11 protein-coding genes are annotated in these 12,738 nt (G+C 67.5%); all 11 read left to right on the forward strand.

Annotated features, from left to right (window positions below):
* The first annotated feature begins 17 nt into the window (after positions 1–17).
* The 11 genes from Q368_RS0111570 (at position 18) to eboE (ending at position 12,640) form a co-directional block, all read left to right on the forward strand.
* Positions 18–1,472 carry a circularly permuted type 2 ATP-grasp protein gene (locus tag Q368_RS0111570; RefSeq protein ID WP_211249773.1) on the forward strand — a complete coding sequence of 485 codons (1,455 nt, stop codon included), beginning with the start codon at positions 18–20 and terminating at the stop codon, positions 1,470–1,472.
* A gap of 48 nt (positions 1,473–1,520) precedes the next feature.
* On the forward strand, positions 1,521–2,495 hold the full coding sequence (locus tag Q368_RS0111575) for an alpha-E domain-containing protein (protein ID WP_029459231.1): 975 nt from the start codon (positions 1,521–1,523) through the stop codon (positions 2,493–2,495).
* A gap of 13 nt (positions 2,496–2,508) precedes the next feature.
* Entirely contained in the window at positions 2,509–3,276 is a 768-nt protein-coding gene (locus Q368_RS0111580; protein ID WP_029459232.1) for a proteasome-type protease, read from the forward strand.
* Between the two features lie 3 nt (positions 3,277–3,279).
* Positions 3,280–4,134 carry a transglutaminase family protein gene (locus Q368_RS0111585; RefSeq protein WP_029459233.1) on the forward strand — a complete coding sequence of 285 codons (855 nt, stop codon included), beginning with the start codon at positions 3,280–3,282 and terminating at the stop codon, positions 4,132–4,134.
* 105 nt (positions 4,135–4,239) lie between these two features.
* Positions 4,240–7,404, forward strand: coding sequence for a transporter substrate-binding domain-containing protein (locus Q368_RS0111590; RefSeq protein WP_156955692.1), 3,165 nt, complete (start codon positions 4,240–4,242; stop codon positions 7,402–7,404).
* Complete coding sequence (locus Q368_RS0111595; RefSeq protein ID WP_029459235.1) at positions 7,404–7,925, forward strand: chemotaxis protein CheX; 522 nt, start codon at positions 7,404–7,406, stop codon at positions 7,923–7,925. The genes Q368_RS0111590 and Q368_RS0111595 overlap by 1 nt, the downstream gene beginning before the upstream one ends.
* Before the next feature lie 3 nt (positions 7,926–7,928).
* Positions 7,929–8,306, forward strand: coding sequence for a response regulator (locus Q368_RS0111600; protein WP_029459236.1), 378 nt, complete (start codon positions 7,929–7,931; stop codon positions 8,304–8,306).
* Positions 8,303–9,457: a sensor histidine kinase gene (locus Q368_RS0111605; RefSeq protein ID WP_029459237.1), complete on the forward strand. Its 1,155-nt coding sequence runs from the start codon at positions 8,303–8,305 to the stop codon at positions 9,455–9,457. Before Q368_RS0111600 ends, Q368_RS0111605 begins: the two co-directional genes overlap by 4 nt.
* On the forward strand, positions 9,454–10,386 hold the full coding sequence (locus tag Q368_RS0111610; RefSeq protein WP_052360123.1) for a sensor domain-containing diguanylate cyclase: 933 nt from the start codon (positions 9,454–9,456) through the stop codon (positions 10,384–10,386). The genes Q368_RS0111605 and Q368_RS0111610 overlap by 4 nt, the downstream gene beginning before the upstream one ends.
* A complete protein-coding gene (locus Q368_RS0111615; protein ID WP_029459239.1) occupies positions 10,383–11,522 on the forward strand; it encodes a 3-dehydroquinate synthase in 1,140 nt (379 codons plus the stop codon). Before Q368_RS0111610 ends, Q368_RS0111615 begins: the two co-directional genes overlap by 4 nt.
* A gap of 14 nt (positions 11,523–11,536) precedes the next feature.
* Complete coding sequence (eboE, locus tag Q368_RS0111620) at positions 11,537–12,640, forward strand: metabolite traffic protein EboE (RefSeq protein WP_029459240.1); 1,104 nt, start codon at positions 11,537–11,539, stop codon at positions 12,638–12,640.
* The last annotated feature ends 98 nt before the right edge of the window (positions 12,641–12,738 follow it).

Here is a 12,738-nt window from a genome sequence, read left to right on the forward strand (position 1 = left end):
GGCGGAAGGGAGTCTCCATGGCGCAGAAAATGGACTTTTCCGGTTACGACCCAGGCCCCTATTACGACGAGATGTTCGACGCCGCAGGTGCGCCGCGACCTGGCTGCCGGATGCTTTACGAAAAAATCATCTCCCTGCCGCCGGGAGAAGTACTGGCCCGGCAGGCCGCCGCCGAGCAGGCCCTCTACGACATGGGCATCACCTTTACCGTCTACGGCCACGAGGACGGCACGGAAAAGATCTTTCCCTTCGACATCATCCCCCGCGTCATCGAGTCCGCGCAGTGGAACGCCCTGGAACGGGGGCTCGTCCAGCGCATCGCGGCGCTCAACCTTTTCATCGCCGACGTCTACGGCAAGGGCCGCATCATGGCCGACGGCGTGGTGCCGCGCTCGGTGGTGGAGTCCTCCTCGGGCTATTTTCCCGCCTGCATCGGCCTTACGCCGCCGCGCGGGGTCTGGTGCCACATCACGGGCACGGACCTCGTGCGCGACGAAGACGGCCGCTTTCTGGTCCTCGAGGACAACCTGCGCTGCCCGTCCGGCGTCTCCTACGTCCTGGCCAACCGCCGCATCCTCAAACGCGCCTTCCCGCAGGTGTTCGAGGCCATCGACATCCGCCCCGTGGACGACTATGCGCCGCTTCTGCTCGACATGCTCCATTCCATCGCGCCGGTGGGCGGTTCCCGGCCGACGGCCGCGCTGCTCACGCCCGGCGTCTTCAACTCCGCCTATTTCGAGCACACCTTCCTGGCCCAGCAGGCCGGCATCGAGCTGGTCGAGGGCCGCGACCTCGTGGTCGTGGACGGCTACGTGCACATGCGCACGACCAGGGGCCTCAAGCGCGTGGACGTGCTCTACCGCCGCGTGGGCGAGGACTTCCTCGACCCCACGGTCTTCCGGCCCGATTCCCTGCTCGGCGTGCCGGGCATCATGGAGGTCTACAAGGCCGGTCGGGTGGCCATGGCCAACGCGCCGGGCACGGGCGTGGCCGACGACAAGGTGGTCTACGCCTACGTGCCGCGCATGATCCGCTACTACCTGGGCGAGGAGCCGCTGCTCGACAACGTGGAGACGTTTTTGTGCTGGGAGGACAAGGCGCGCCGGCACGTGCTCGCCAACCTGGACACGATGGTGGTCAAGGCCGCGGCGGAATCGGGCGGCTACGGCATGCTCGTTGGACCTGCGGCCACGCCCGAGGAGCGCGAGGCCTTCGCCGCGAAGATCGAGGCCAACCCGCGCAACTACATCGCCCAGCCGACCGTGGGCCTCTCGCGCACGCCCGTCATCGTGGGCGACCATTTCGAGGGACGCCACGTGGACCTGCGACCCTATGTGCTCTACGGCGAGGACATCCGGGTCATCCCCGGCGGCCTCACGCGCGTGGCGCTCAAGAAAGGCTCGCTCGTGGTCAATTCGTCCCAGGGCGGCGGCAGCAAGGACACCTGGGTCCTGGGCGGCCCGGCGGCCTGAGGCGGCGACGTCCTTTTCCAACCCGACATTTCCGGCAAGGAGCTCCCCATGCTGAGCCGCGTGGCCGACGCCATCTACTGGATGAGCCGCTACCTGGAACGGGCTGAAAACATCGCCCGCTTCATCGACGTCAACTGGCACCTGACCCTGGACGCGCCCGGGGCCAGGACGGAGCAGTGGACGCCGCTCGTGCGCGCCATGGGCGACTGGGACCTGTTCCTGGAAAAGGGCGTCTCCCAGGACCGCGACGGGGTCATCCGCTTTCTGGCCTTCGATCCCGCCTCGCCCAATTCCATCGTCTCCTGCCTGTCCCACGCCCGGGACAACGCGCGCACCATCCGCGAGATCATCCCCACGGAAATGTGGGAGCAGATCAACGTCTTCTACCACCTGGCCCGCGACGCCGCCCGCGACAGCCGTGCCATCCTGGCCAACCCCTACCAGTTCTGCGACGAGATCAAACGCCGCGACCTGACCATAAGCGGCATCGCCAGCGACGCCATGTCCCACGACGAGGCCTGGGACTTCCTGCGCCTGGGCAAGCTGCTCGAACGCGCGGACAAGACCTCGCGCATCCTCGATGTCAAGTACTTCATCCTCCTGCCGCACCCCACCGACGTCGGCTCCAACCTCGACTACGTGCAGTGGGCGGCGCTCCTCAAAGCCATCAGCGCCCTGGAGGCCTACCGCCGCCGCCACGGCCGCATCCAGCCCGACCGCATCGCGGAATTCCTGCTGCTCGACCACGATTTCCCCCGTTCGGTCCTGGCCTGCCTGTTGCGCGCCCAACAGTGCCTGCACGCCATTACCGGGACGCAGATCGGCTATTTCAGCAATCCCGCCGAAAAGCGCCTGGGGCACCTGTGCGGCGACCTGGCCTACAAGGTCGTGGACGAGGTTTTCGCCTTCGGCCTGCACGAATTCACCGACGATCTCCAGACCCGCATGAACCTCGTGGACGAGGCCTGCTACGCCACGTTTTTCGCAACGTTTCCGGCTATTGACGCCGCAGGGCAACAGTGACAAGGATACGCCCATGACTTTTTGCCTGGGCATTACCGTGGAGGAAGGACTCGTCGGCATCGCCGACACGCGCATCACGTCGGGCAACGAATTGACCAGCGCCCAGAAGGTGACCACCTACCAGAACGGCAACGGCGCGTTTTTCCTCATGACCTCGGGCCTGCGTTCGGTGCGCGACAAGACCCTCACCTATTTCGACGAAGTCCTCGAAACCTGCACCTCGCCTTTCGACAAGCTCTACAAGGCCGTCAACGCCTTTTCCGCTTCCCTGCGCCGGGTGGCCGCCGAGGACAAGCCGTACCTGGCCGAATCCGGGCTGCACTTCAACCTGCACGTGCTCATCGGCGGCCAACTGACGAACGACGCCGTGCACAAGCTCTACCTCGTCTACCCCGAGGGGAACTGGGTGGAGATCAGCCACGGCACGCCGTATCACATCATCGGCGAGAGCGGGTACGGCAAGCCGGTGCTCGACCGCACACTCAAGTATTCCGATCCGTTGCGCATGGCCCTCAAGGTCGGTTGCCTGGCCTTCGATTCCACCCGCATCAGTTCCGCGGACGTGGATTTTCCCATCGACGTGGTCCTCTACCACAAAGGTTGCCTGGATCTGGCCCAGCACCGTTACGAAAAGGAAGACTTGGCCGACATCTCCTCCTGGTGGCAGGAGCATTTGCGCGGCCTCGTCCATGACCTGCCTTCGGAATGGATCGACAACGTCGCCTCCAAGCTGACCAAGGTCTCCGAACGTTCCTCCTGCCATCCCGCGTCCGCCAAGTAATCCGTGATTTGCCTGCTTTCGCACCGCACGCGCTACGATTTTTCCCGGCCCGTCTTCCTGGAGCCTCATGTGTTGCGCCTGCTGCCCAGACCCGACGCCTGCCAGCGCGTCCGCGCCCTGGAGGTGGAGGTCTCGCCGGAGCCTGTGGGCCGCTCCCTGTGCACGGACCTTTCCGGCAACGCCGTGCTCTCGGTCTGGTTCTCGGAGCTGACCGACCACCTGGACGTGCATGTCGCGGCTTCCGTGGAGACCTTGCGCAAAAATCCCTTCGACTACCTGCTGCAAGCGGGACAAAACGTCCTGCCCGTGCCCCTTGCTCCCGGGGAGGCCCTGGCCGCCGCCCCGTGCCTGGCGCCTACGGGCCTGCCCGACGGCGCGGCCGCGGCCCTGGCCGCGCGGTTGCGCCGGGACGGCGCGGACACGCCGCAGGCCTTCACCCTGGCGCTGCTCGGCTGGATGGCCGAGAACCTCGTCTCCGTGGCGCGCGAAGAGCCTGGGCTCATGAGCCCGGACGCGGTGCTGGCCGCCGGGGAGGGGGCCTGTCGCGACCTGACCTTGTGCTACATCGCGGCCTGCCGCCATGCAGGCCTTCCGGCTCGTTTCGTCAGCGGCTATCACGAGGGCGATCCCGAACGCGAGGAACGGGACCTGCATGCCTGGGCCGAGGCCTGGCTGCCGGGAGGCGGCTGGCGCGGCTTCGATCCGTCGCTGGGGCTGGCCGTAGCCGACCGCCATGTGGCGGTCGCCGCCGCCGCGGACCCGGCCGATGCCGCCCCGGTCGTGGGCACGTTCCGGGGGGACGCGCCGTCGGCACGGCTCACCCATGCCGTCCGCTTCCATCTGGCCGAAGCCGGATGAAGCGGCTTTTTTTTGTTGGGAAACGTGTCTCGTTGCGCTAACATTGTGCACATGGCGAACGGTGTTGTGACGTACCGGAACCGATCGGCAAACGTCCTGGCGGCGATGCGGGCGCTTTTTTTTCTGTTGCCCTGGGCCCTGCTCCTGGCGGCGGCAGCGTCGTCGGCCCGGGCCGACGACCTGGAACTGACCCCTGACGAGAAGGCCTTCATCGAGGCCCATCCCGTCATCCGTTTCTGTGACACCGACTGGCGGCCCCTGTCCATCTTCGAAGACGGCCGTATCTCCGGGCTTTTCCACGACTATTACACCCTGATCTCCCAGAAGACCGGGCTGGCCTTCCAGTTCGAGCGCATCGGCGACGGCCATGATTTCCAGCAGGTGCTCGACGCCTTGCGGGAAAAGCGCATTGACATGATCGACGGCACGGGCAAGACCCCGGACCGGGCCAGGTATGCGATTTTCGTCGGACCCTTCCTGCGCTTCCCCCTGGCGATCATGGCCCGCGACGACGCCACGGCGTATTCCCTGGCGACGCTTGCGCACAAGAAGGTCGCCGCCGGCCGGGGCGGCACGGCCTACGAATACATCAAGGCCAACGGCCGCGACATCACGCTCCTGCCGGCCAGGGACGCCAGCGACGCCCTGTCCATGGTCGCCATGGGCCAGGCCGACGCGGCCGTCGAGAATCTCGCCGTGGCCGCCTACGCCATCCGCGCCTCGGGCCTGACCAATGTCAAGATTTCCGGCCAGCTCGACTATAACTTCGAGATCTACACCCTGGTGCGCGACGACTGGCCGCAGCTGGCTTCCATTCTCAAGAAAGGGCAGGCCCTGGTCACCGAGGCCGAGATGGCGGCGCTGCTCGCCAAATGGCTGCCCGTGTACAAGCATGGCGTGGCCAATCCCGAATCCGGCCTGGATACGGCCGGGCCGGCGGCCGGCGCCATCGCCCTGACCGAGCGGGAGCGCGACTATCTGGCCCGCAAAAAAGCCCTGTCCTATTGCGTGGACCCGGACTGGCCCCCGATCGAGCGCATCGACGAAAACGGCCGCTATGTCGGCATCGGCGCGGATTTCCTGAAACTCATCGGTGAGCGCATCGGCGTGCCCATGGTCCTTGTGCCCACGGCCTCCTGGAGTCAGACCCTGGAGGCGGTGAAGAAACGGCGCTGCGATTTCCTGCCCGCCGCCAGCGACACCAAGGACCGCCGCCGGTTCCTGCGCTTCACCTCGCCCTATCTGCACTTTCCCATGGTCGTGGCCACCTTGGCCAAGGCCCCGTACATCGAAAATCCCGAAAGCCTCGCCGGCAAGACCCTGGGCGTGGTCAATGGCTACGCGAGCCTCGACATCCTGCGCGCCAAATACCCGGGCATGAACCTCAAGGAAGTGCCGAGCGTCGCCGAAGGCCTCAAGCTCGTGGCCGACGGTCGGCTCTACGGCTATATCGACACCGTGCCGGCCATCAGCCAGGCCCTGGCCAAGGACCACTACAGCGACCTCAAGATCGCCGGTCGCCTGGAGGCCCACCTCGACCTGGCCATGGCCAGCCGCGACGACGAACCGGAACTGGCTTCGCTGTTCCAGAAGGCCGTCAACACGCTGACCAAGGAAGAATCCGACGCCATCATGAAGCGGTGGCTGGCCGTCACCTTCGAGCAGGGCTTCGACTACGCGCTGGTCTGGAAGATCGTGGCCGGAGCCGTGTGCGTCCTGGTCGTGGTGGTCTGGTGGAACCGCAAACTTTCGAGCCTCAACCGCGCCTTGCGCCAGGCCAACGAGGCCCGCGACGCTGCGGCGCGGCGCGTGGCCGCGCTGCTCGACAACGCCGGGCAGGGCTTTTTGTCCGTGGACCGCGACGGCATGGTGGACCCGCAGTACAGCGCCGAATGCCGCAACCTTTTCGGTCGCGACATCGCCGGGGACAACGTCGCCGCGCTGCTTTTCCCCCACGACGAAGCCGACGGCGCGGCCATGTCCGTCAATGTCCGCCGGGTGGTGGACGAGCCCGATCCCTACCGCCGCGACCTCTACATTTCGCTCATGCCGCCCATGATCCGGCGCGGCGAGGCGTCGTTGCGCCTGGCCTACCGGCCCCTGGGCGAGGACCGCCTGATGTTCGTCATCACCGATGTCACGGGCGAGGCGCGCCTCAAGGACGCCGTGACCCGGGAGCGCAACCGGCTGGCCTGTGTGGTCGCGGCCGTGCGCGACCAGCGGGACTTTTTCGCCGTGCTCGACGATTTCGCCGCATTCCGGCGCGAGGGCGCGGCGCAGGCCCAGGCGGCACCCGACGAACGCCAGGCCCTGGACGCGCTCTACCGCAAGGTGCATACCTTCAAAGGGCTTTTTCTGCAGCTCGAATGCGGCCATGTGGCCAAGGCCCTCGACACCCTGGAAGATCGCCTGTCGCAGTTGCGCCAGGAAGCCGCGTCGGACCGCGAGGCGGTCTGCGCCCTGTTGGACGGAAACGACGTGGACGCGGCCCTGGAACAGGACCTGGACGTGGTGCGCGAGGCCCTGGGCCGGGAATATTTCGATCGCCGGGGCGAGGTCTGCCTCGACGGCGCGCTGGCCGGGGCGCTGGCGTCCCTGGCCGGCCGGCTGCTCTCCCGCCTGGACGAACTGGGACTCGACGCGGCCGACGCCGCCGTGCTCGGCGCGGCGCGCACCCTGCGGTTCGTCGATCTGCGCAGGATGCTCGCCGTCTATCCCCGCACGGCCCGGCGGCTGGCCGCGGCCCAGGGCAAGGAACTCGCCCCCTTCGCGGTGGAGGGCGACGCCGTGTTGGTCGATCCGGCCCGCTATGCCGCTCTGGCGAAAAGCCTGATTCATGTGATACGCAATGCCGTGGACCACGGCCTGGAGCCTCCGGCCGAGCGCGAGGCCCTGGGCAAGGACGAGGTCTGCCATATTTCCCTGGTGGTGGAAGCCATGCCGGGCAAGGTCCGCATTGTCGTCGCCGACGACGGCAGGGGCGTGGACGTCGGCCTGATCCGCTCCCGGGCTTTCGAACTCGGGCTCGCCGGGGCCGAGGAACTGGCCGGCATGGACGACGCCGCCATCCTGCGCCTGGTGTTTCGCGACGGATTCACCTCGCGCCGGGTGGCAGGGGATCTGTCCGGACGGGGCGTGGGGCTCGCCGCAGTGCGCGCCGAGGCCGCACGCCTGGGCGGAACGATCGATTTGGAAAACACCCCCGGCCATGGGAGCCGATTCGTGATCGAGGTTCCCCTTGAGCCGCACAAGACGTCCGTGGAGGGTTAATGACCGAGCACCTTGACCTTGCCGCTTTTCTGCGCGCCCTGGCCGACCGCACCGACGCCTTTTTCCGCGAGGAACTCGGCATCCTCCTGTCGCCGCCGGACTTCCATGTCGACGACGTGCAGAAGCTCGACCTGCGCCACACCACGGCGATCCTCAGCGCCGCCGGGCAGCTCAAGCTCTACCTGGCCTACAGTTTCGACGCCGCCCTGCTCGACACCGCCTTCGTCGCCTACACCGACGGCCTCGACATCGGCGAGGACGAACGCGAGGACGCCGTCCAGGAAACCGCGGGCGATATCATCAACATCATCGTCGGCAACGCCCTGGCCGACGTCGCCGAAAAAGGCCCGGCCATCGCGCTTTCCCCGCCTATCATCCTGACCGAGGCCAAGTCCGTCATGCGCCACCGGGCGGCCAAGTTCGCCTCGGCAGAGCTGTCGGCCGAGCCAGGCCGGCTGAGCATCCACCTCATCGGGCCGGGGGAGCTTTTCAACGACTCCCTGGAATACGTGAAGGAGTAGGGCATGAAACCGCTTCGCATTATGGTGGTGGACGACTCCGGCCTCACCGTCAAGAAAATGGTCAAGATGCTGGAAGGCCTCGGGCACGAGGTGGCGGCCGTGGCCGCTACCGGTCAGGAAGCCGTGGACGCCTACGCCGCTGTGGCCCCGGACATCGTGGCCATGGACATCACCATGCCCGACCTCGACGGCATTGAGGCCACCCGCCGCATCATGGCCGTCTCCCCCGACGCCCGCATCGTCATCGTCACCTCCCACGGCCAGGAGCAGATGGTCATGGACGCCATCGAAGCCGGGGCCAAGGGCTATATCCTCAAGCCCGTCAAGCCGGAAAAGCTCAAGGAAACCCTCGAAACCGTGGCCGCAAAGTATCTCCCATGAACGCCTCCATGCTCGAAAGCGCCTTGCTCCAGACGCATTTCGACGTCATTCCCTTTGGCATCTATGTCGTGGATGTGTCGACTTACGAAATCGTCTTCGTCAACAAGCACTTCCGGGACATGCTGGGCGCCGCCGAAGGTCGGCGGTGCCACGAGGTGCTCTTCGACGAGCCCGGCCCCTGCCTGCATTGCCGCATTCCCGAACTGCTCACCGACGCCGGCATGCCGAACGGCGTCACCGTGATCTACGACCATTACAACGAACGCGAGGAGCACTGGTACCAGATGCAGGAAAAGACCATGGGCTGGCCCGATGGCCGCGTGGTCAAGTATGCCATCGCCGTGGACATTTCCGAGCTCAAGGAAACGCAGAACCGCCTCGCCGAGGCCCATGCCGAGCTGGCCATCCGCAACAAGGAGCTCGCCGGCCGCAACCGTGTGCTCCAGGAAAACATCGAGCTGCGCGAACACGTCGAGCGCATCGCCCGCCACGACCTCAAAGCGCCTCTTTCGGCGCTCATCGGCCTGCCCCAGGTGCTGCTCGACAACTATGACCTGCCCCCCGACGCCGAGAAGGTGGTGCGCCTCATCGAGCAGGCCGGCCATTCCATGCTCGAGATGCTCAACCAGTCCCTGGTGCTCTACCGCCTGGAAACCGGGGCCTATGACCTCTCTTCCCAGCCGCTCGACCTCGCGGACATGGTCCGGCGCACGGCCGCGCGCCTGGCCACCATGTCCGTGGCCCGCAGCCGCACGATCCGCCTGACGCGAAACGGCGTGCCCCTGGCCACGAAGGACGTCGTCCCCCTCGACGGCGACGCGCTCCTGCTCGACCCCATGCTGCAAAATCTCCTGGTCAACGCCCTGGAGTCCACGCCCCACGGTGGCGAGGTCGTCATCGACATCCGCGACGACGATCCCGCGACCCTGGCCGTGGTTCTGTCCAACCAGGGGGAAGTGCCCGCAGGCATCCGCGACCGGATGTTCGACAAGTACGTCACCATGGGCAAGCGGGGCGGCACGGGGCTCGGTGCCTATTCCGCCGCCCTGGCCGCCAGGGCGCACGGCGGCGGCGTCGCCCTGGACGCGGGCGTTCCCGGCCGCACCAGCGTGACCGTCACGTTGCCGCGCCGGCCCGGTAGCGCGTCATGATGGAAAACGCGCTCTTCGAGAGCCATTTCGATCTCATCCCCTTCGGCATCTACGTCGTGGACGCGGCTTCCTACACCCTCATTTACAGCAACAAAGCCTTCATCGAGCGTTTCGGCGACCACCATGGCCGCATCTGCCACAAGGCGCTCTATGAAAACGACGCGCCATGCCGGCACTGCCGCATGGCCGAACTGCTTGCGCCGGACGGGTTGCCAAACGGCGCCACCCAGGTTTTCGAGCATTTCAACGAGGCCGACGACCGCTGGTACCAGATGCAGGTGCGGGCCATGACCTGGCCCGACGGCAGGGTGGTCAAGTATTCCATCGCCGTGGACATCTCCGAACTCAAGGAGACGCAGAACCGCCTCGCCGAGGCCCACGCCGAGTTGGCGCTGAAGAACATCGAACTCGTGCGCCTGTCCACCACGGATTTGCTCACGGGCCTGGCCAATCGCCAACACGCGGATGCCCGCCTGGCCGAGGTCCTGGCCCGGGCCGGGGCGCAGGGCCGGCCGCTTGGCCTCATCATGCTCGACATCGACCACTTCAAGGCCATAAACGACCGCTACGGCCATCTGCGCGGCGACACGGTCCTTGCCGCCCTGGGCGCGTTGTTGCGCGGCGGCGTGCCCGTGGACTGCGAAATCGGCCGCTGGGGCGGCGAGGAGTTCGTGGTGCTTTGTCCGGGGATGGCCCTGGACGCGGCCTTCCGGCTGGCCGAAGATTTGCGGCGCGCCACCCACGCCCTTGTCCTCGAGACCGGGGGGCTGCGCGTCACGTGCAGTTTCGGCGTGGCGGCGGCGCGCGCCGGCGATACTGGTGAAAGCCTCCTGGCCCGGGCCGACCAGGCTCTTTACGCTGCCAAATCCCTGGGCCGCGACCGGGTCGAGGCCGAGGAGGCGCAACGTCCGTCGATCGAGGATGCATGATCCGTACAACTTCGCAGCATATCGCGCTCGCCTTCGATTTTCCCGTCCTTTTCACCCGTGACGCCTTCGACCCGGCCAATCCCGCCTTGGTCGCGGCCGTGGAGCGGGCCGGGCCCGGGCCGCACCGCCTGGGCGTGGTCGTGGACGCGGGAGCGGCCGGGGCCGAGCCCGGGCTGTGCGATCGCATAAGCGGTTTTTTCGCGGCGCGCGCCGACGTTTTCGCCCTGGTCGCGCCGCCGCTGGTCGTCCCCGGCGGCGAGCGGGCCAAGGCGGATTTCGCCGTGGTCGAGGCCGTGTGGCGGCATATTTTCGAGACGCGGCTTTGCCGCCAGTCGTTTCTGCTCGTGCTCGGCGGCGGCGCGGTGCTCGACGCCGCCGGCTTCGCTGCGGCCACGGCCCACCGGGGCGTGCGCCTTGTGCGCATGCCGAGCACGGCGCTGGCCCAGAACGACGCCGGCGTCGGCGTCAAAAACGGCGTCAACGCCTTCGGCCGCAAGAACTTTCTGGGCTCCTTCGCGCCGCCGTATGCCGTGGTCAACGACCACGCGCTCCTGGCGACGCTCCCCGCGCGCGAGGCGCGGGCGGGGCTGGCCGAGGCCGTCAAGGTGGCGCTCGTGCGCGACGCGGCCTTTTTCGCGCGCCTGCGCGAGCTCGCCCCGCGCCTCGCCGTGCTCGACGACGACGCCCTGGAGGAAGCCAACCGGCTTTGCGCCCTGGCGCATCTCACGCATATCGCCACGGGCGGCGACCCCTTCGAACTCGGGTCGGCGCGGCCCCTCGATTTCGGCCACTGGGCCGCCCATGCCCTGGAGGAGGCCACGCACGGGGCGCTGCGCCACGGCGAGGCCGTGGCCGTGGGCGTGGCCCTGGACACCGTGTATTCGGAGCTGACCGGCCGCATCGGTCCGGAAGCGACCGGGACCGTGCTCGCGCTTCTTGGCGCGCTGGGGCTTTCCGTGTGGCATCCCGCCCTGGATTCCCTCGACATGGAGGCTGCCGTGGCTTCCTTTCGCGAGCACCTGGGCGGCCGGCTCCACCTGAGCCTGCTCGACGGCATCGGCCGGCGCGTCGAGGTCCACGACGTGGATTTCGCGCTGATGGCCGCCGCCCGGGAGCGGCTGCGTCCGCGGGCCTGACGCGGGAGGACGCCATGGGCGCGGTCACCTACTGCACCAACATCCATGCCGGGGAGAGCCTGGCCGAGACGCGCGCGGCCCTTGCGGCGCATACGCTGCGCGTCAAGGCGGCCTGTTCGCCGGATGCCCCTTTTCCCGTGGGGCTGCGCCTGTCGGGGCGGGCCAGCCTTGAACTTGCGCAGGCGGGGGAGGCGGAGGACCTCGGTCGGTGGCTGAAGGAAAACGGCCTCGCCGTGACCACGGTCAACGCCTTCCCGTACGGCCGCTTCCACGACGCACCGGTCAAGGAGGCGGTCTATCTGCCGGACTGGCGCGACCCGGAGCGCCTGGCCTACACCCTGCGCCTGGCCGAGGCGCTCGCCTGCTGGCTGCCGGAGGGCGCGACGGGGTCCCTCTCCACGGTGCCCGTCGGGTTTCGCCGGGGATTTCCCGCAAAGGACCGGCCGACAGCGCTTGCGCAGATGCGCCGCGCCCTGGCCGCCCTGGTCGCCCTGGCCGCGCGCACCGGCCGGGTGATCCGCCTGTCCGTGGAGCCCGAACCGGGCTGCCTCGTCGAAACCACGGACGAGTCCGTCGCCCTGTGCGCGGCCCTGGACCCCGAAGGCGCATACCGGCGGCATCTGGCGATCTGCTACGACTGCTGCCATCAGGCGCTGCAATACGAGGACCCGGCCGCGTCCCTGGCGCGCCTTGCCGCGGCGGGAATCGCCGTCGGGCACGTGCAGGTTTCCTCGGCACTGCATCTGGAAGGCGCGGCGCTTTCACTCCTGCGCCGTTTCGTGGAGCCCGTGTACCTGCATCAGGCCGTGGCGCGGCAAAAGGATGGAACCCTGCTGCGGTTTAACGATCTGCACGAAGCCCTCGCCGCAGCACCGGCCGACGTTGCATCATGGCGCGTGCATTTCCATTTGCCGGTATTCGTGCGCGCATTGCCGGAATGTGAGACGACGCAGCCTTTCTTGCAGGAGATACTGCCGCTTTTCCCCCCTGATACGCCGATGGAGGTGGAGACCTACACCTGGAGCGTCCTGCCGCCAGACTTGAAAATCGCGGATGTGGCCGCGTCCATCAGCCGCGAAATCGCATGGGTGGAGGCCGCCAGGAACCGGCAGCCTTGACGCCGCTGCGACGCATCCTTAAGACAAGAGCAAGACTGCGGCTTCGCGCGCTGTCGCGCGTTGCGGGAAAGGCGCCGCCATGCGGCGAAGCAGGGGGG

It is taken from the genome of Solidesulfovibrio alcoholivorans DSM 5433 (assembly GCF_000702665.1).
Classification (GTDB): Bacteria; Desulfobacterota; Desulfovibrionia; order Desulfovibrionales; family Desulfovibrionaceae; genus Solidesulfovibrio; species Solidesulfovibrio alcoholivorans.

Excerpts from the sequence above, each read along its gene's own strand:
- Q368_RS0111575 (WP_029459231.1), top strand. The coding sequence starts at position 1,521 with ATGCTGAGCCGCGTGGCCGACGCCATCTACTGGATGAGCCGCTACCTG.
- Q368_RS0111590 (WP_156955692.1), top strand. The coding sequence starts at position 4,240 with ATGCGGGCGCTTTTTTTTCTGTTGCCCTGGGCCCTGCTCCTGGCGGCG.
- Q368_RS0111610 (WP_052360123.1), top strand. The coding sequence starts at position 9,454 with ATGATGGAAAACGCGCTCTTCGAGAGCCATTTCGATCTCATCCCCTTC.
- Q368_RS0111615 (WP_029459239.1), top strand. The coding sequence starts at position 10,383 with ATGATCCGTACAACTTCGCAGCATATCGCGCTCGCCTTCGATTTTCCC.
- Q368_RS0111600 (WP_029459236.1), top strand. The coding sequence starts at position 7,929 with ATGAAACCGCTTCGCATTATGGTGGTGGACGACTCCGGCCTCACCGTC.
- Q368_RS0111595 (WP_029459235.1), top strand. The coding sequence starts at position 7,404 with ATGACCGAGCACCTTGACCTTGCCGCTTTTCTGCGCGCCCTGGCCGAC.
- Q368_RS0111570 (WP_211249773.1), top strand. The coding sequence starts at position 18 with ATGGCGCAGAAAATGGACTTTTCCGGTTACGACCCAGGCCCCTATTAC.
- Q368_RS0111580 (WP_029459232.1), top strand. The coding sequence starts at position 2,509 with ATGACTTTTTGCCTGGGCATTACCGTGGAGGAAGGACTCGTCGGCATC.
- Q368_RS0111605 (WP_029459237.1), top strand. The coding sequence starts at position 8,303 with ATGAACGCCTCCATGCTCGAAAGCGCCTTGCTCCAGACGCATTTCGAC.
- eboE (WP_029459240.1), top strand. The coding sequence starts at position 11,537 with ATGGGCGCGGTCACCTACTGCACCAACATCCATGCCGGGGAGAGCCTG.